Below are 18853 nucleotides of genomic sequence, written 5' to 3'. Positions count from 1 at the left end.
ACGCAGAGTAGAGCAGACAAGGAGTATAGTCATGCAAGGTGACAAGATGCAGGCAGCGGATGTGACCGGTCGTCGGCCGTTGGCGAGTCGTGATACGTCCTGGGCGCGACGCTTTTGCCGGTGCCTGGCGGAGACGCCAGTCACGCCCAACCAGGTGTCAGGACTGAGCGTGGTCATGGCGCTGCTGGCGACACTGGCTTTCTGGGCCAGCGCCGCGGCTCCGGAGGTGCCTCGTGCCGGATGGCTGATGTTGGCGGCGCTGGCGATCCAGGGGCGGCTACTGTGCAATCTGCTCGATGGCATGTTGGCTATTGAGTCGGGCAAGGCATCGCCCACCGGGACGCTCTGGAACGAGGTACCCGATCGCGTCTCCGATAGCGCCATCCTGGTGGGAGTCGGGATGACCATTGATGACCCAGCCCTGGGCTGGGCTGCCGCAGCGTTGGCCATCCTTACCGCTTATGTGCGGGTTTTCGCCGACAGTCAGGGGCATCGCGGCGATTTCGGCGGCCCCATGGCCAAGCCACAGCGGATGGCCGTGGTAACCCTCGGTGCGTTATTGGCGGCTGCAGCACCCCTGTGGCATGGACACGATGAGCCGTTGTGGCTGGCACTATGGATTGTGGTGCTGGGCAGCGCGCTCACTGCTTGGCTGCGCGGCCTTCGACTGCACCGCTATCTGTGCTAGTGGTAGACACGAGCCCTTGCCCCGGTTACGATACCGACCGCCTTATCAAGCGATACGCGCCCGTAGCTCAGTTGGATAGAGTATCGGCCTCCGAAGCCGAGGGTCGCAGGTTCAAATCCAGCCGGGCGCGCCAAATTGTTAAAAAAGGGGCCTGCGAGAGATCGCAGGCCCTTTTTTTGGGGTTTTGGCTGTTATCGGCCAAAAGCATTATTTTAGGCAGCGCTGATGTAACTTCTACTGCACGCTCGGCTTTGTAGTGAAAACGTAGCCGAAATGAAAAAGCTGCCGCTACATCCTAGCCTTGTTAAGGCCTACGGAGCAGTAATCTTTGTTGCAAACTCTTGGTATATTGACTTATTAGACGCTGTGGTTGCTTGAACTAAAGAACGAAAAGTATTTACAACCTCTTTCACTGTATTAGTATTCTTTAATCCCCCTGTTAAACCTCTATTAAGCTGCGTACAAAATGGTAGAGTAGCATCGAGGATGCTATCCCAGTTTTCTTCCGCCTGCTTAGGAGATGTGGTATTCCCAAAGGAAATTCTATAGATGTTTGGCACCTTTCTTCCCAGCATAATTTCTAGGCAACTTACAGTTGCAGTTGCAAGTAAAAATATCGACCCGCGCTGCCTAAAGTAGTCAAGGTACTCTTCTTCATGCGATGGAAGTGTGCTTTTTTTCGACTTATCCAGTAGTTGTTTTTTTCTTGACTCTACAGCTCTAACCCGGATTTCTCATAGCACCTCAGCCAGTACCACCTCCAAGCCGTCATACCACTAAAAGCCGATTGGTACGGTTTAAACTGCCTGCTTTTTAGCCTCTTTCCGTCGTTCAGACACACCTCCCCCTTTCCCCCATTGCGTCGGGCCGGGGGCGCCCGCGCATTCAGCTCGGTACTAACCGCCTGATGAGATCGGATAGTTGCGCTTTATAGGGGTAGCTGTCACTCATCAACACCCGGATTCGACGCGTATTGCGGATGATGACCGCGCCTACTTTGATGAGCTTGAGCCTCAGGTTGCTCGGACTCATGCGCGCGAAGGGCGTGTGCTTCAGGTAAGTCCGTAACCGCTCGAACAGTGTATAAGCGAAGCCCGACAAGATCAGCCGCCACTGATTGGCCCACCAGTGCGTGCTGGAGGTACGGTCAGCGAACAGGCTCAGTTGTTGATCCTTGATCCGGTTCTCCATGTCACCCCGGGCACAGTACTGCTCGTAGTAAAGCTTGAAGCCGTCATCGTAACGGGAACTGATGATAAACCGGGGATTAGAGCCCAGCTCGCCTTCTTCCAGACGGGCCACCACCCAGCGTGGGTATTTCCAGGAGTGTGCTTGATACGGAAAGCGAAACGTCTCTGCCACTTTCCCTCCCACCTGCCATTGGGTCTTGCGTACCAGCATCATGGGCACATCCACTTCCTTGAGCAGCCGGCTGTTCTTGGCGATTCCCACGATGTAGTCGACGTGATGCCGATCGCACCAGTTCAGCATCCGGGGACGACAAAAGTGGCTATCACCTCGTAACACGATGCGGGTATCGGGCCAGTATTGGCGGATAAAGCGTACCAGTAAGGCGAGGATCGCCCAGCTATGGCGGCTGTCGCTGCGGTCACTGGTGCGCAGATAGCTCACCAGTAAGTGGCGCCCACAGAAGACATACAGCGGGAAGTAACAGTGGTGATCGTAATAACGGTTAAAAAACTTGCCGGGTTGCTCGCCATGCACGGGGATGTCGGTGCCATCAAAGTCCAGCACGATCTCCTTTGGTGGTTCGTCATGCTGTTCAATGAAGTGATGCCACAGCAACTCATGGGCCTTCACTATTGCTTGCCGATCGGCGTTCTGCTCCACCCGGCACAGCGTTGACTTGCCTGCCAGCGTATCCTCTTCACCGAGCGCTGTCTGGAGGGCCTGATCATAGCGCAGGGCCTCATGGTCGTTGAAATCTTCGTAGCCAGCGGCGACACCGAACACCCGCTGACGAACCAGAGTGTCGAGCTTATGACGAACCTGTTCCGGTGCGCGGGGATCATGAAGCACGGTGGCCAAGCGGCGTGTCAGGCGATGTTGCTTATCGACTTCACGAAGCAGGAGCAATCCAGCATCGGAGGTGATGTGGCCCCCAGAGAAATCGGCTTCAATTTGGCGGCGTGAGAGTGGCGAGAAGGTCAGTTTTTCAGGTACCATTTTGGAAGCGGTTGTTGGTGCTTGATGGATTGGTTAGGCTCTTGAAATCATAGCACTTTCAGCCGCTTTCTTTTATACCCCGTGAGAAATCCAGGCTAACGGGCTTGCCCCCGTTAGGGCTGATTTTTCCATCGGGGCAGTGTTCGCCTACCAAAGGCGGTGGATGAGCGTCTATGCCCAGAATGATTGAGGATTAGGCGTTAGCGTGTAGAGACCGAGCTTCCAAACCCTGGGGCAGGTTCCAGAGTCGCCCACGCTGTACCCTTTTCGCATACGTCACCCAGTGAATACGGGCCCACCCGCCTTGGGCTACGCCCGCGTCGAGCTCAATAAACGTTTGCGCCGCACTGGTGCTAAGTGAAACGGCAATCATTGAGGAGATGCTTTTTCCGAGGTGATGATCATTGTGTGTTAAACAGCACAGTTAAGGTACTACCGCCAAAGGTCAAAACCGTCCAAAAACCGGACATTTTAAAATCACGCTACGTGACTACTTTGACGGTGTCGATGTGAAGTGGATGGTGTAAATCGGGATAAAGAGGAATAGAGCTGTTAGGGGTGTTTTTTCATAAGTGATTGTTTTTATTTTTATAAATAGAAAATTGCTGAGAGGGTTGCTGACCAAATAAGCTTATCTAAAAGGCTTAAAATTAGCCTCCGAAGCCGAAGGTCGCAGGTTCGATTCCTGCCCTCCTGCAGCTTAACCGCGTTGATGAGGCGCTAGCGCTGATTCATCACGAAACCGAACGTGCCCAGGCGCAAATGAGCTTTTTAATGCGTCATGTGGCTGACGCGGTACTCAGCGGCATCTTGTTGGGTAAATTGACGCGAGCACGGGAGTTGGGGGTTGCACTGGAAATCGATGAGCAGAGCTCGCTCTCCTGCCCACTGACGGTCACTGGGCAGGAGGTCATGATGAGCGTTGTGGGCAACTTATTAGATAACGCCTGTCATGCGGCGCTTAATGGCCCAAACAGTGACACCCCGAAAGTTCGCCTGTTCTTTACGGATCTGGGCGAGCAGCTGTTGATTGAGGTAGAGGATAACGGCTCAGGTGTGCCCGGCGAGCATGCGGAATCGATCTTTCAAGATGGGTTTTCTACCAAAACCGGTAAACATCGTGGCATTGGGTTAGCGCTGGTCGCGCGGTTGTGCCGTCAGCATGGCGGTGAGGTGACATTAGAAGAGAGCGAGTTAGGCGGCGCGTGCTTTATTGCCGTGCTGGATCGCGCGCTTTGCGACCCAATAGCCACAACGCCTTAAATCATAATAACGACGCCAGGAAGAGGAAACACTATGTCTGCGACGCAGTACGGTATTTTGGTCGTCGAAGACGATTTTCGCATTGCTGATATCCACAAGGCTTTTATTGAGCAGAGCGACGGCTTTTATGTGGTGGGATTGGCGCGTAACGGCAACGAAGCCAAAGCCCTGATGGCCCAGCATGCTGATGCTGTTCAGCTCATCTTATTAGATGCCTACTTGCCTGATGTAGAGGGTCTGGAGCTGCTATGGGCCATTCGCCGCGACTATGTGCATGTGGATATCGTCATGGTGACAGCCGCCCGCGAAGTAGAAACCATCAGCGAAGCGTTGCGTGGTGGCGTCTTTGATTATCTGATTAAACCGATTGAAGCGGCGCGTATGACACAAATGCTGACACGTTTTCGTCGCGAGCGAGAGGCATTGGCGAATCGGGCTGAAATGAGTCAAGACGAGCTGGACCAAGTGCTTGCTCGCTTACAGCCAGGTGAATCTGCGCGGCAAGCTACGCGCACGCTGCCGAAAGGCATTGACCGTTTGACCCTGCGCTGTGTGGTGGAGTCGCTGGCAGCCGAGCATGATTCCCAAACGGCGATGCAGGTAGCGCAGGCAATGGGCGCAAGCCGTTCAACAGCGCGGCGTTATTTGGAGTTTTTAGTGGCTGAGCAAGCAGTTAATGCAGAAATTGGCTATGGCGATGTCGGTCGCCCTGAGCGCCGCTATCGGCTACTTGAGTCTTCCTCAACATGGCTGGAATCACTGTAAACGAGCCGTTCTAACCGGCCGTGAACAAAATGAACAAAACGCACAAAAAGCACTTTTTGCCATTAATGGTCATAAGCTTGTCGCGAGGAGTAGCGGTCTTCTAATGTGAAGGGTGTAACCACACAAAGATACGTAGATAACAACCATCTATAACAATAGTTAGCTAATGTGGAGAACGCCCATGACCATGCTTCCCCTAAAGCGCTTTGCCGTGCTTGCCTTACCGATGGCAGCCCTTGCCATGACAACGTCCGCCAGCGCCCAAGAGTGGACACCGAGCCGTTCAATTGAGTTTGTTGCACCGGCTAACCCCGGTGGCGGTTGGGACACACTAGTGCGCACCATGTCCCGCGTTATTCAGCAAGAAGAGCTGGCCGATGAAAGCTTTGCAGCCATTAACGTGCCTGGTGGCGGCGGTGCAGTTGCCTGGGCTCAGGTAGCCCGTGATAACGGCAATCCGCATAAACTTTTCGCTACCAGCCCGCCGATGATTTTAGTACCCCTGGCAGGCGCATCGCGTTACGACCACACCGACTTCACCCCGATTGCGCGCATCAATACCGACTATTCGATTATTTTGGTGGCGGCAGATTCCGAGTATCAAAACCTGGATGATCTTTTTGCAGCGCTCAAAGAGAATCCTAGCTTAAGCGTGGGCGGTGGTAGTGCGCCGGGCTCGATGGATCATATCTCGGTTGCTGGTCTTGCTTCCGCGGCGGGTATGGAAGCCTCCTCGGTCAACTATATTCCCTTCTCAGGTGGTGGCGACGCCATGACTAACCTGATGGGTGGCCATATCGAGGCAGTCATTGGCGGTGCCGGTGAAGCGGTAGGGCAGTTGGGCGAAGGTAGTCAGCTACGCGCGTTGGGCGTTTCTTCCGCAGAGCGCCTAGGCGGTGGACTGGCCGATGTACCCACTTACCAAGAGCAGGGTTACGACTACACTTTCGATATTTGGCGTGGCGTAATGGGCGCGCCGGAAATGCCTGAAGAGGCGGTTGAATACTACGAGACGCTCTTCGCCGAGATGCTCGAAACTGATGCATGGCGCGAAGCAAGCGACCAGCTGGGCTGGATTGATGCCTACCAGGATAGCGACGCCTTCGCGACCTTCCTGGATGAGCAACAAGAGCAGTTCAGTAGCGTGTTGACCGACCTGGGGCTGATGCGCCAGTAAGCGCTCGTCCCAAAGGCTCCCCCGGTGGCAGCGTGCCACCGGGATCTTCCGTCTGATACCGCAAGGGTCTTGCTGTTCAGCAATGACGTCTTCGGAGAGCTTTCCCATGACTCGATTCAATACCAACCAATGGCTAGCGCTTGTACTAGCGTTAGTGGCGGCTGCCTATCTGGCAATGGCCTGGCAAATTCCAAACTTTCCGCTGCCCCGCCCAGTAGATTCTGATCTGTTTCCAAAAGTGCTCGGTGTTTCCCTGCTATTGCTGTCGGCGTGCTTGTTTTTTGAGCGTCCTGGTCCTATTGCGGGGGCCGATCAGATTGATCAAGCCGAAACTCAGGGGCCGCTACTGCTAACGCCTTGGGCGCGGGTGATCGTCACCGCCATCGCCATTGCGGCCTATGCATTCCTGCTCGTACCGTTAGGCTTTGTGCTGGCTTCGACGCTGCTGTGTGTTGGCCTAACCGCTTACTACGGATACCGCCGCCATGGGGTCAATCTGGCAACATCGCTTGGGGTGGTGCTGGCACTGTATTTGACCATGACGCGGGTAATGGATGTTTACCTACCCACTGGCGTGCTGCCGTTTTAACCAGGCCGCGCTTGCCCACTGTTAGCGGGTTTAAAAGAGAGACACTCCCATGGATGCCTTTAACAATCTAATGTATGGCTTTGGCATCGCGCTTGAGCCTATCAATATCGCTTACGTCTTTGCCGGTGTCTTTGCTGGCACCATCATCGGCATGTTGCCCGGCCTTGGGCCGATCAGCGCGTTGGCGCTGATGATCCCGATTACCTTCGCTATGGAGCCCTCTTCAGGGCTGATCTTGATGGCCGGGGTGTATTACGGCGCTATTTTTGGCGGCTCCACTTCGTCTATTTTGCTGAACGCCCCCGGCGTGGCGGGAACGGTTGCGACCTCTTTTGACGGCTATCCGATGGCCAAGCAAGGGTTGGCAGGTAAGGCGCTGGCGATTGCCGCTTACTCCTCCTTTGTTGGCGGTACCATCTCCGTTGTTTTCTTGATGTTGATTGCGCCACTGCTCTCCAAAGTCGCGGTAAGTTTTGGCCCTGCTGAATACTTTGCGTTGATGGTGCTGGGCTTAACCGCGGTTGTGTCGCTATCCGATAAGTCGCTGGTTAAAGGGTTAATTGCCGCTGTTATTGGGGTGATGATCTCGATCATCGGGATTGATATGCAAACCGGCACCGAGCGCTTTACCTTTGGCTCTATCCACCTGCTCGACGGTATCGACTTTCTGGTCGTCGCGCTGGGCATCTTCGCGTTAGCCGAAGTGTTCTACATGTTGCTGCGCGGAGGTGGTGGTAAAGAAGCGCCGCGTAACGCGATCGGGTCGTTGAAATTGACCCGCAGTGAAGTCAAGCAGATAGCAGGCCCTGTTAGCCGCAGTTCAGTATTGGGCTTCTTTACCGGCGTTCTGCCGGGCGCAGGTGCGACCATCGGTTCGTTTCTTGGCTATAGCATGGAAAAACGCATTGCCAAAGACGGCGATACGTTTGGTAAAGGCAACATCAAAGGCGTTGCTGCGCCAGAAGCGGCAAATAATGCGGCGTGCACCGGTTCGTTTGTTCCGCTGTTAACCTTGGGTGTGCCGGGGTCTGGCACCACCGCCGTACTGCTTGGCGCACTGCTGGTGATGGGCGTTAATCCTGGCCCGATGATGCTTGAACAGCGTCCTGATGTGTTCTGGGGCGTGGTCGCCAGTATGTATATCGGTAATATCTTCCTACTGGTGCTTAACCTGCCGCTGATTCCGCTGATCGCCAAGATTCTCGATTTGCCCAAGCCATTGTTGCTGTCACTGATTTTGATCTTCTGCATGATCGGTGTGTACGGTATGAGCTTCAGCGTGTTCGACTTATTACTGCTGCTTGGTTTTGGCTTGGTTGGTTTGGGAATGCGCTTGTTTGGCTTCCCCGCCGCGCCACTGATTCTGGCGCTCATTCTTGGCAACATCATGGAAGAGTCCATGCGTCGCGCGCTGCAGATCTCCGGTGGGGATTGGACGACCTTTATCGACAAGCCGATTTCACTGTCGTTACTGGTCATCGCTGTGCTATCGCTTGGTTTACCGCTGCTGAAAAAGCGCCGCACTAAGCGTTTGAACACTGCTGAATAGAGCACCGGCAGTCGTGTAAAGCGTCCTAGGGTTTCCTAGGGCGCTTTTTTTATGGTGCGCCAGGCATGGCGCGCAGCGCCTTAACAGGCGCTATTCCTGAGGGTGGTGCCTCAGGATGACTTGGGGGTGAAAGTCCCCTGCACGCCCGGCAAGGGGAAGTGCTAGCCGACGGCAAGGGTGTCCCTCGCGAGGGGGAATCTGAAGGAAGCCCAAGGCAAAACGCTGGCCTGACGAATAGGAAGCGGATACGAGGCGTCATGGCGGGGTGAGATGGCCATAATCATCAAAGCCCGGTACTTGCACGGAACGCCATGACGTAGATCCGACAGGCATAAGCGGGAAGGTCGCGCGTCTTACCCTGGGAGGTCTGGTGATCTGCCACAGTGCTACCGGCGTCGAGAGGCGACGGGATGGGTTACCAGACGTCAGCCGAGGCCATAGTAAGTGCCGGTTCACTACGGCACCAAGGGCCGAACATGAAGAACCGCGAGTAGGCGATAACGTCTCGAGGATCGATCATGAAGACAGACCATGACGCTAATACCGTCACTCACCCAGAGGGGCAGGAGCAGAACTCCGCGCCCCAGCCGGTGGGCGTCGAGACGGTCCCGGCGTCGTTATCGTGGACGAAAGCGGAGTCAGCCTCGCTCATGGAGCGGGTCGTTGACCCGGAGAACATGGAGCGAGCTTACCGTAAGGTGGCTGCCAACAAAGGTGCACCGGGTGTCGATGGCATGACGGTGCATCAACTGGCTGACCACCTAAAACAGCACTGGCCAACGTTGCGTGAGCGGCTGTTGGCCGATGCGTATCACCCGAGTCCAGTTCGAGCAGCCACGATCCCCAAGCCTAAAGGCGGAGTGCGGCAGCTCGGAATACCCACGGTCACCGACCGACTGATCCAGCAAGCGCTGTCACAAGTGCTCATGCCGGTCTTCGACCCGGAGTTCTCCGCGTCGAGTTACGGTTACCGCCCCAAACACAGCGCCAAGCAGGCCGTATCGGCCATGAAGGCCCATGTTACCGCTGGCCACCGCTGGGTGGTCGACCTTGACCTGAAAGCCTTCTTCGACCGAGTGAACCACGACCTGCTGATGGCACGGGTAGCGCGGCGCGTTGATGACAAGCGCGTGCTGCGCCTGATCCGCCGCTATCTGGAAGCGGGTATGTTCCAACACGGCTTGCCCACGCCGAGGCGACAGGGGACACCCCAAGGCGGACCACTCAGCCCGCTACTGGCGAACATCCTGCTGGACGATCTGGACAAGGAGCTGGAACGCCGAGGCCACCGCTTCTGCCGCTACGCCGATGACGTTCAGGTGTACGTCAACAGTCGGCGGGCAGGCGAGCGTGTCATGGAAAGCTTGAGTGAGTATCTCGAGAGCTCACTTCGGCTGACGGTCAACCGCACGAAAAGTGCAGTGGATCGGCCATGGAAACGCGGCTATCTGGGCTACCGTCTCACTTGGCACAAGCAGCCGAAGTTGACGCTGGCCAAGGCAAGTCTGAAGCGCATGATGCAGCGTGTTCGTGAGATCCTGAAGCGTGGCAGGGGGCGTAACACCCAACGGATAATCGAAGAGTTGGGGCCAGTCCTGCGTGGATGGGCCAACTACTTCAGCTTTGTTGATGTGAAACGGCCCTTGGAAGCGCTGGATCAATGGATACGTCGCCGCTTACGCGGCCTAATCTGGCGGCAATGGAAACGTTCAGCGACTCGTCGCCGGAAACTTCAAGGGCTGGGCCTGGACGCGCCCCGAGCTTGGAAATCGGCAGGCAATGGTCGAGGTCCTTGGTGGAACGCCGGGGCATCGCACATGAACCAGGCCCTGCCGAGGAAATGGTTTTACGACCAGGGACTGATCTCGGTACTGGATACGGTAAGAGGGCTTAACCGTTCTTCATGAACCGCCGTGGTACGGAACCGTATGCCCGGTGGTGTGAGAGGACAGGGGAGGCGACTCCCCTTCCTACTCGATCAAGCAATGGGGCGGGATTAATCGCTGTATGCAACGCAAAGCGCACTATTGGTGCGAGGTGTCGTTGTGGTGCATAAACAGCGTGCATTTTTTGGATGTTGGCGCGCCACGGTAGTGCGGCCGGTGAAAACGGGACTACTTTTTCTATAACTAACTTTTTGATTTTAATATTTTTAGTGTTTCTTTTTGTCGTGTGGCGCAAACCTTGCAAAAGCTAGGAGCTAGTGGATGCACCAAGCCCCGTAATAATCGTTCCCACGTTACATAACGGGAGTCCTTGGCCGCGAAGCTCAAATAACGAGCCCCGTCATAAGGGGCGCAAGGAGGTTCAAGTGACCACATTGCAGCGCAAGACACACCCTCGTACTGCTGGCCGTTTCGCTACTGCCTTAATGGCCGCCGCCGTCATGGGGGCCAGTGCACAGGCCATTGCCCAGGATGATGATCCAATCAAGGTCGGTATCCTTCACTCACTCTCCGGCACCATGGCGATCAGTGAGACGGTGCTTAAAGATACCGTTGAGATGCTAATTGAACAGCAAAACGACGCGGGTGGCTTGCTGGGTCGCCAGCTTGAAGCAGTGGTTGTCGACCCTGCCTCTAACTGGCCGCTATTTGCTGAGCGTGCTAGAGAGCTACTGGCGCAAGAAGAGGTCGACGTGATCTTCGGCAACTGGACCTCCGTTTCCCGTAAGGCAGTACTACCGGTAGTGGAAGAGCTTAACGGCCTGCTGTTTTACCCGGTGCAGTATGAAGGTGAAGAGTCCTCGGAAAACGTCTTTTATACCGGTGCCGCCCCCAATCAGCAGGCGATTCCTGCGGTTGAGTATCTGATTAACGAAGTCGGCATCGAACGCTTTGCGCTGGTCGGCACCGACTACGTCTATCCGCGCACCACCAACCGTATTCTCGAAGCGTTCCTCAAAGATGAGCATGGCATCGCTGATGAGGACATCATGATCAACTACACGCCGTTCGGCCATTCAGACTGGCAGAATATCGTGTCAGAAATACGCCGCTTTGGCGAAGAGGGCAAACCCACGGCGGTTATTTCGACGATTAACGGCGATGCCAATGTGCCGTTTTACACCGAACTTTCTAACCAAGGCATCGATGCTGCCGATATTCCGGTCATCGCCTTCTCTGTGGGCGAGCAAGAACTCACCGGCATTGATACCAGCCCGTTAGTCGGCCACTTGGCGGCCTGGAACTACTTTATGAGCGTCGATACTGATGACAACTACGACTTTATCGACGCCTGGATCGACTACACCGGCGACGAAGAGGCCGTCACTAACGACCCCATGGAAGCGCACTACATTGGCTTCAACATGTGGGCCGAAGCGGTGCGTAAAGCAGGCACTACCGACGTGGATGCGGTGAAAGACGCGATTATCGGTGTTGCCGTGCCTAACCTTTCCGGTGGCTATGCGGCGATGATGCCCAACCATCACATCACTAAACCGGTACTGATTGGTGAAGTTCAAGACAATGGCCAGTTCGATATTGTCTGGCAAACGCCTTCTACCGTAGCGGGCGATGCCTGGTCTGACTACCTGCCTGGCTCACGTGATTTGATTGCCGATTGGCGCAAGCCCATGGAGTGCGGCAACTTCAACGTGGTGAACGGCTCGTGTGGTGGCAGCACCGCAGCAGAAGAAGCCGAAGCGGCTCTCGCTGAGTAAGTAAAGCGATATATAGCAGGGAAATGACCGCTGTTAACGCTGTGGTGTAAGGACAGGTTGAAGCGAGGGTCTTTCGCCATGGCCGGAAAATGCTCCTGGCTATTCCGGCATTTCCGCCATCCATGGCGGTCAGATGGCGAAAGTAGCGCCCATGGATGGGTTCACAGCGCCCTCGCGGAAACTTGTTCTTGGCACCGTTATCTTCAGTTCCCCCCTTTTTGTTAACCAAAGGAAGAACCCCATGAGGCGTTTCTTTTCCTTAGGGTTGCTGTGTCTGCTGTTGTTAAGCGTCACAGTCACCGCCCAGGCACAAACAAGCGCCACCGTTGAGGCTGATGACGCAGCGGCGCTTGAGCTACTAAACGCGCTGGACGTGCGTTCCTATTCCGCCAAAGGCGAAGCGATCAACGCTATTTTGCAAAGCGATGATGAGCGCGCGCGTGATTGGCTGCAGTCCTTGTTGGATGGTCGCTTGCAGCGCACTGACGACGGCCGTTTTGTGGTGGTGCTTGACAATCAAGGTCGCGATTGGCCAGTTGCAGATGCGCTGACCAATGAACCGCTGGGGGAGATGTCCCGCCGCGACCTGGATCGTATAGGCATTAATAACAATCTACGCAATCAGCTACGCAGCGCTATTGCCGTAGTGGATTTGTATTCGCCAAATGTTGAGCGTCGGCGTACTTCCGCCAGCCGACTACTGGGCGAGGTCGATAAAGAGCTGGCCGAACCGCTCAGTGAGCTGATCGCTGAGGAAGAAGACGCTGAGGTAGTGCGCAGGCTGACCCAGGCGCTGGCGATTTACCAAGTTGAAAGCGGCGAGCTTGAAGGCGTTGAAACGCTGCGAGGCAGTTTGCATCCACGTGTTCGAGTAGCGCTTAGTCGCGCGGCGAATAGCGATGACCCCATGATTGCCGATGCCGCCAATGAAGCGCTGAGCAGCATCGAGCAGAATCTCAAAATTAACCGTGGCCTGGAAACACTCTACTTCGGGCTTTCGCTTGGCTCGGTACTGGTGTTGGCGGCGATTGGCCTGGCCATTACCTTTGGCGTGATGGGCGTTATCAATATGGCTCATGGTGAGCTAATCATGCTCGGCGCTTATACCACCTGGATGATGCAGCAGCTGTTGCCCGGCCAGCCAGGATTGGCGCTAATTCTGTCGATCCCTGCGGGCTTTATGGTGGCCGCGCTGGTGGGCATTGCCATTGAGCGGGGCGTTATTCAGTTCCTGAAGGGGCGTCCGCTGGAAACGTTGCTGGCGACGTTCGGTATCAGCCTGATTTTACAGCAGCTGGTGAGAACGGTGATTTCACCGCTAAACCGTACGGTCATAACGCCCGAATGGATGAGCGGTTCATTAGTGATTAACGATGCGCTGTCGCTGACGCTTAACCGTATGTTTGTACTCGGTTTTGCCCTGGTAGTGTTTGCTGCACTGATGCTGATTATGCGCCGCACGCGGCTAGGGCTTGAAGTGCGCGCTGTGACCCAAAATCGCGCCATGGCACGCTCCATGGGTATCCGTGCCACGCGGGTCGATATTATGACCTTCGCATTAGGGTCTGGCGTCGCTGGTTTGGCAGGCGTTGCGTTATCACAGCTGACCAACGTCGGCCCCAATCTGGGCCAGAACTACATTATTGATTCCTTTATGGTCGTCGTTTTCGGCGGCGTGGGAAATCTATGGGGCACTCTGGTGGCTGGGCTTTCCCTGGGCATTATCAACCAGGTGTTGGAACCCTGGGCGGGCGCCGTGCTGGCCAAGATTATTGTCCTGGTATTCATCATTCTGTTTATTCAAAAACGCCCGCGTGGACTCTTCCCGCAGAAGGGCCGGGCTGCGGAGGGCTAAGCGATGTCATCAACGATCTCATTAATGACGCAATCATCTTCACGCCAGTTTTGGCTAGCCCGCCCGTTTAGCGAACGGGCCACGCAGATTTTTCTTGGCGTGCTGTTTGCCGCCCTGCTGCTGGTTACGGTGCTCCATTTAGCGCTGCCCCAAGGCCACCCGCTGCACGTTAATGCTTATACCGTGAATCTGTTCGGTAAGTACTTAAGCTACGCGCTGCTGGCAGTGGCGGTGGATTTGGTATGGGGCTATTTGGGCATTCTGAGCCTGGGCCACGGGGCGTTTTTTGCCATTGGCGGTTACGCCATGGGCATGTACCTGATGCGCCAAATCGGTGATCGCGGTACTTATGGCGACCCGGTACTGCCGGATTTTATGGTGTTTCTCAACTGGGATAGCCTGCCCTGGTACTGGCTCGGTTTTGATATGGCCTGGTTTGCGTTTGCCATGGTGCTGTTAGCCCCTGGGCTATTGGCACTGGTCTTCGGCTTTTTAGCGTTTCGCTCGCGGGTCACTGGGGTGTATCTGTCGATTATTACCCAGGCGCTGACTTTTGCCCTGATGCTGGCATTCTTCCGCAATGAGATGGGCTTTGGTGGCAACAACGGGCTGACCGATTTTCGCGAGCTGCTGGGCTACAACCTACGCAGCAACGACACCCGCTTAGGGCTGTTTATTGCCACCGGCGTTGCGCTGGCGCTGGGCTACATCCTGTGTCGAGCGATTGTTACCAGCAAGCTAGGCCGGGTGTGTGTGGCAACCCGGGACGCCGAGGCCCGTACGCGGTTTATTGGCTATCGGGTCGAACGCTTCCAGCTGTTTGTATTCGTGGTTTCCGCCATGTTGGCAGGCTTGGCTGGCGCGCTTTATGTCCCTCAGGTAGGGATTATCAACCCCAGTGAGTTTTCGCCAATTTTCTCGATTGAAATTGTGCTGTGGGTGGCACTGGGTGGCCGCGCCACGCTTTATGGGGCAGTTATCGGGGCGATCTTAGTCAACTATGCCAAAACCATCTTCACCGGCGTGATGCCCGATGCATGGCTGTTTGCCTTAGGCGCGCTGTTTGTCTTGGTCACCGTGTTGCTACCCAAAGGCGTGGCGGGATTATTGCTCCACCTAAAACGCCGCAAAAAATCCGCTACCTTGCCGAAGGAGGCTACCGCATGAGCTTGTTGCAATCGCTAACCACGCGGGATCGGGTATTTGATTTTATGGCTCCTCAGGCCTCACCGGTAGATGTGCGTCATGGCCCGATTCTGTATATGGAAGATGTCTCGGTGAGCTTCGATGGCTTCAAGGCAATCAATAACTTAAACCTGACCATTGATGACGGTGAACTGCGCTGCATTATCGGCCCTAACGGGGCCGGTAAAACGACCATGATGGATATCATTACTGGCAAAGCGCGCCCCAACGCAGGCAGCGTGTGGTTTGGTAGCCGTCATAACCTGCTGCAAATGAATGAACCGGATATCGCCAGCTTGGGGATTGGTCGTAAGTTCCAAAAGCCCACGGTCTTTGAAGCGCTGAGCGTGTTTGAAAATCTTGAGTTGGCGATGGCCGCTGATAAGCGCATTTTCCCCACGCTGACTGCCCGCATGAGCGGTGAAATTAAAGACCGCATCGATGAAGTGCTTGAAACGATTGGTCTGACCGAGCTGCGTTACCAGCCAGCAGGGATTCTTTCCCACGGCCAAAAGCAGTGGCTGGAAATTGGCATGCTGTTAATGCAGCGCCCGCGCTTACTGCTGGTAGATGAACCGGTAGCCGGGATGACGGAACAGGAGATGGAGCGCACTGCAGAGCTACTAACAGGGCTTGTGGGTAAGCAGTCGGTGGTTGTGGTCGAGCACGACATGGGCTTTGTACGCTCCATTGCCCGTAAAGTGACCGTGTTGCACCAAGGCAGCGTGCTGGCGGAAGGCAGTATGGATCAGGTGTCAAGCGACCCCAAGGTGGTTGAGGTGTATCTGGGTGCGGACGATGAGGAGGCTGCCTAATGCTGACGATTGAAAAGCTTAACCAGTTCTACGGCGAAAGCCACACCTTGTGGGATTTAGATCTCGATGTGCCTGAAGGCCAGTGCACTTGCGTGATGGGCCGCAACGGGGTGGGTAAAACCACCTTAATGAAAACCATTATGGGCGAAGTGGCCGTAAAGAGCGGCCAGCTGCGCTATCAAGGTGAGGGTGGCGACATTGAGCTGACCCAAAAAGCGGTGGAAGCGCGCTCTCGCTTGGGCATTGGTTTTGTCCCCCAGGGGCGGCAGATTTTTCCGCTGCTTAGCGTGGAAGAAAATCTACGCACCGGCTTGGCAGCGCGCCGTGATGGGCTGAAAAAAATCCCCGAGCGTATCTATGAGCTGTTCCCGGTTTTAAAAGAGATGAAGCACCGCCGTGGCGGTGACTTATCTGGTGGTCAACAACAGCAGCTCGCCATTGGCCGTGCGCTGGTAATAGAGCCCAAGCTACTGATTTTGGATGAACCCGGGGAGGGCATTCAGCCCAATATTGTGGCGCAAATCGGTCAGGTGATTCGCCAGTTGATCAAAGAAGATGGCCTAACGGTGCTACTGGTTGAGCAGAAGCTACCCTTTGCGCGCAAATACGCCGACCGCTTTGTGATTATGGATCGTGGCCGTCCGGTGGCCAAAGGCGAGATCGCCGAGCTTTCCAACGAACTGATCAAACAGCACTTGACCGTTTAAGTTATCCACACCTACGCCCGTTTGGCTGGCGCAGGTGGGGTGTGCATATTGGCAAGCCTTTGTGAAAAAACAACGGGTGCCAGGACAAGCGCATCGCTTGTTTCAGACATCTAGAAGTCTAACGAGGCTGAAAACATAAAGGTGCGGGGGGCTCCTAGTGCAAGGCTTGAGAGTTGTGGCATGGCCCAGTACGCCTTATCGGTTACATTGTCGATAGTGGCGCGCAGCGTCAACGGGTAGCCGGAAAGGTGAGTAGCGTAGCGTGCACCAACGTCGTAAATGGTGTGCCCAGGAACCGACAAGGAATTGTCACTATTAATATACTGCTCTGACATTGCGGTGGCATTAGCGGTCAGTGTCAGCCCTGGTGCTGCGGATAGATCCCATTCAGCGCCTAGTTTGGCTTGAAGGTCGGGCACGCCAGTGGCCTGACTACCTTGGTTTTCATCGCTAGCGGCGCGGGTTACTTTAGGGTCTACATAGGCGATCCCACCCATTAAGCGGAGGTTGCTAAGTGGGCTGCCGAAGAAGTTCCACTCCGCTCCTCGGTTGCGCTGCTCACCGCCAAACGAGAAGATATTAGTTTCTAGGTCGGTGTAACTGCTGGGCCGCTTGATTTCATAAAGGCTAAGTGTGTGTGAGAAATCGCCTAGGTCAAACTTCACCCCAATCTCGTTTTGTTTGGTCTTGTAAGGCTCAAATACCTCACCAGCATTGGCAGCACTCATAGGTGCCGTGGCCCCCTGACTGAGCCCCTCGATATAGTTGGCGTAGAGTGATACCTGGTCGGTGGCTCTGAAAAGTAGCGCTGCGGCGGGGGTGACCGCGCTTTCATCATAGCGGGAGATGCGTGCGCCGCTCGTTACGCTGTAGGCATCGCTCACTACCTCCTGGCGTCGGGCGCCGAGGGTCAGTTGTAGGCGATCATCGGCAAATGAAATCGTGTCCGCCAGACCATAGCTGTTCAAGCGTAGCTCTGTATGCATGATATGTGGGGTGATAAATTCGGCAGCGGCGCCCCACTGCGGATCGTATAGATTAGTGACCCAGTCTGCACCGGGAACGGTTCTGCGCCCGTAGTCATGTTGTTCATGCTCGTAATGAGTGGCATTGACGCTAATTGCATGGCTGACGGCGCCGGTTTGGAAATGACCGCGAACCCCGACTTCCGCCGATGTTTTTTCGACATCGAAGGCGAGCTGACCAATGCTTGTACGATAGTTACCTTGATCATCAAGCACCAAGGATGACATAGCGCCATTGTAGGTGTAGTTCGTTTCGCTTCGACCTACTGATGCGTACCCCATGATTTCATCGGTAAAGTCGAATTCGCCACGTAATATGGCTCCTTTGTCGCGTGTGTTGGCAAAAGCCCAGTCAGGGTTGATCAGCGTATCGGAGTCGGGAGGTGTCGGTACTGCCAGGCCAGGGGCTAGATTGATACCTCGAACGGGGCCATCGATATGGTCGTCAGCACTGTACAAGTCGGCTGATAGCCGAGCTTGCTCACCTCGCCAGTCCAGCCCCAGAGCTCCCATTTGAACCCTGGGTTTCTGGTTATCCACAGCCCCTTCGCCGTCCCGGTAGACGCCGTTGAAGCGAACGCCAAACTGCTGGTTTTCCCCTAGGCGTCGGCCAACATCAAGGTGCCCACCAAGCTGCGCATCGGACATGTACGTGGTGGTGAAACGCGTCAGTGGCTCATCGTCAGCCCGTTTGGGAACTAGGTTGATAGCACCACCAACGGAGCCTCCAGGGGGCATTCCGTTAAGCAATGCAGAAGGCCCTTTGAGTACCTCAATACGCGAGAACATCTCGGGGGACGTACGGTAGTAGGGGGCCATCCCGGCAAGGCCATCAAATGTCGTATCAGTGGTGCTGGAATTGAATCCACGGATCGAGTAACTCTCGCTCCAGGCACTGGTGACGCCATTACTGAATACACCTGGATCGGTCGCCGCAATTACATCGGCAATAGTTTGGGCTTGTTGATCCTGGACAAAGCGATCCGTATAGCTGATGGCATTGAATGGGGTTTCCATAAAGTCCTTGTTGCCCAGAAAGCCTGCTCGATTGCTATAGGTCACCTGACCACCTGCATAGGTATCGTTTACTGTCGTCGCTTCACCATGCACGGTGACCGGAGCCAAGGCCACGGCATGATGTGTCTCATTGTGCTCGGCGTCATTGCTTGTCTGGGCCAGTGCTTGTAAAGAAAGTAGCATGAGAGCACTCGCGCTCAGGGCTAACGGAAATGTGTTCCGGGCGAGCATTGGGGGGCCTAAGTAGGTAATAGCGAGGCGCAGTTGGGCTTTTGCCCATTCGGGTTGTGTTTTAGGGGGGTGAGGTAAGGCCATGTCAGTCTCCTTTTATATCAGACAGGCGGAGCTACGCTGCTCCAGTCGAGCT

General features: G+C 55.3%; 13 protein-coding genes, 1 tRNA gene and 1 pseudogene. 13 read left to right on the top strand and 2 right to left on the bottom strand.

What is annotated here, in order from left to right; all coding sequences use genetic code 11:
• Positions 1-31: 31 nt before the first annotated feature.
• Positions 32-688: a CDP-alcohol phosphatidyltransferase family protein gene (locus tag ACQE2I_RS16390; RefSeq protein ID WP_427029104.1), complete on the top strand. Its 657-nt coding sequence runs from the start codon at positions 32-34 to the stop codon at positions 686-688.
• Positions 689-744: 56 nt separating this feature from the next.
• A tRNA-Arg gene (locus ACQE2I_RS16385) sits at positions 745-821 on the top strand.
• A 752-nt stretch (positions 822-1573) separates the two neighbouring features.
• On the opposite strand, the gene ACQE2I_RS16380 is transcribed toward ACQE2I_RS16385, so the two are convergent.
• Complete coding sequence (locus tag ACQE2I_RS16380; RefSeq protein ID WP_427029103.1) at positions 1574-2875, bottom strand: IS1380 family transposase; 1302 nt, start codon at positions 2873-2875, stop codon at positions 1574-1576.
• Positions 2876-3553: 678 nt separating this feature from the next.
• On the opposite strand from ACQE2I_RS16380, the pseudogene ACQE2I_RS16375 reads away from it, so the two are divergent.
• The 11 genes and pseudogenes from ACQE2I_RS16375 to urtE all read left to right on the top strand — a co-directional run.
• A pseudogene (locus ACQE2I_RS16375) lies at positions 3554-4138 on the top strand (sensor histidine kinase); the annotation flags it as partial.
• A gap of 33 nt (positions 4139-4171) precedes the next feature.
• Positions 4172-4903 carry a response regulator gene (locus tag ACQE2I_RS16370; protein ID WP_427029102.1) on the top strand — a complete coding sequence of 244 codons (732 nt, stop codon included), beginning with the start codon at positions 4172-4174 and terminating at the stop codon, positions 4901-4903.
• A gap of 181 nt (positions 4904-5084) precedes the next feature.
• Positions 5085-6080: a Bug family tripartite tricarboxylate transporter substrate binding protein gene (locus ACQE2I_RS16365; protein WP_427029101.1), complete on the top strand. Its 996-nt coding sequence runs from the start codon at positions 5085-5087 to the stop codon at positions 6078-6080.
• Between the two features lie 106 nt (positions 6081-6186).
• Positions 6187-6669, top strand: a complete 483-nt coding sequence (locus tag ACQE2I_RS16360; RefSeq protein WP_038479364.1) for a tripartite tricarboxylate transporter TctB family protein — start codon at positions 6187-6189, stop codon at positions 6667-6669.
• Between the two features lie 49 nt (positions 6670-6718).
• On the top strand, positions 6719-8218 hold the full coding sequence (locus ACQE2I_RS16355; RefSeq protein WP_253921546.1) for a tripartite tricarboxylate transporter permease: 1500 nt from the start codon (positions 6719-6721) through the stop codon (positions 8216-8218).
• 518 nt (positions 8219-8736) lie between these two features.
• Positions 8737-10125 (top strand): group II intron reverse transcriptase/maturase, encoded by a 1389-nt coding sequence (gene ltrA, locus ACQE2I_RS16350; protein ID WP_192539937.1) that lies wholly within the window; start codon positions 8737-8739, stop codon positions 10123-10125.
• Positions 10126-10529: 404 nt separating this feature from the next.
• Positions 10530-11882: an urea ABC transporter substrate-binding protein gene (gene urtA / locus ACQE2I_RS16345; RefSeq protein ID WP_427029100.1), complete on the top strand. Its 1353-nt coding sequence runs from the start codon at positions 10530-10532 to the stop codon at positions 11880-11882.
• Positions 11883-12123: 241 nt separating this feature from the next.
• Positions 12124-13737 carry an urea ABC transporter permease subunit UrtB gene (urtB, locus tag ACQE2I_RS16340; protein ID WP_427029099.1) on the top strand — a complete coding sequence of 538 codons (1614 nt, stop codon included), beginning with the start codon at positions 12124-12126 and terminating at the stop codon, positions 13735-13737.
• A 24-nt stretch (positions 13738-13761) separates the two neighbouring features.
• Complete coding sequence (gene urtC / locus ACQE2I_RS16335; RefSeq protein WP_427029098.1) at positions 13762-14904, top strand: urea ABC transporter permease subunit UrtC; 1143 nt, start codon at positions 13762-13764, stop codon at positions 14902-14904.
• Positions 14901-15737: an urea ABC transporter ATP-binding protein UrtD gene (gene urtD / locus ACQE2I_RS16330; protein WP_427029097.1), complete on the top strand. Its 837-nt coding sequence runs from the start codon at positions 14901-14903 to the stop codon at positions 15735-15737. The genes urtC and urtD overlap by 4 nt, the downstream gene beginning before the upstream one ends.
• On the top strand, positions 15737-16444 hold the full coding sequence (gene urtE / locus ACQE2I_RS16325; protein WP_427029095.1) for an urea ABC transporter ATP-binding subunit UrtE: 708 nt from the start codon (positions 15737-15739) through the stop codon (positions 16442-16444). Before urtD ends, urtE begins: the two co-directional genes overlap by 1 nt.
• 110 nt (positions 16445-16554) lie before the next feature.
• Here urtE and ACQE2I_RS16320 read toward each other — a convergent pair whose 3' ends face one another.
• Complete coding sequence (locus ACQE2I_RS16320; RefSeq protein ID WP_427029094.1) at positions 16555-18669, bottom strand: TonB-dependent receptor; 2115 nt, start codon at positions 18667-18669, stop codon at positions 16555-16557.
• Positions 18670-18853: the final 184 nt, after the last annotated feature.

This window comes from Halomonas sp. H2 (assembly GCF_050215315.1).
In the GTDB taxonomy this organism is placed as follows: Bacteria; Pseudomonadota; Gammaproteobacteria; order Pseudomonadales; family Halomonadaceae; genus Vreelandella.
Note: the sequence above shows the minus strand (reverse complement) of the source record. Positions and strands in the feature narration are given on the sequence as shown.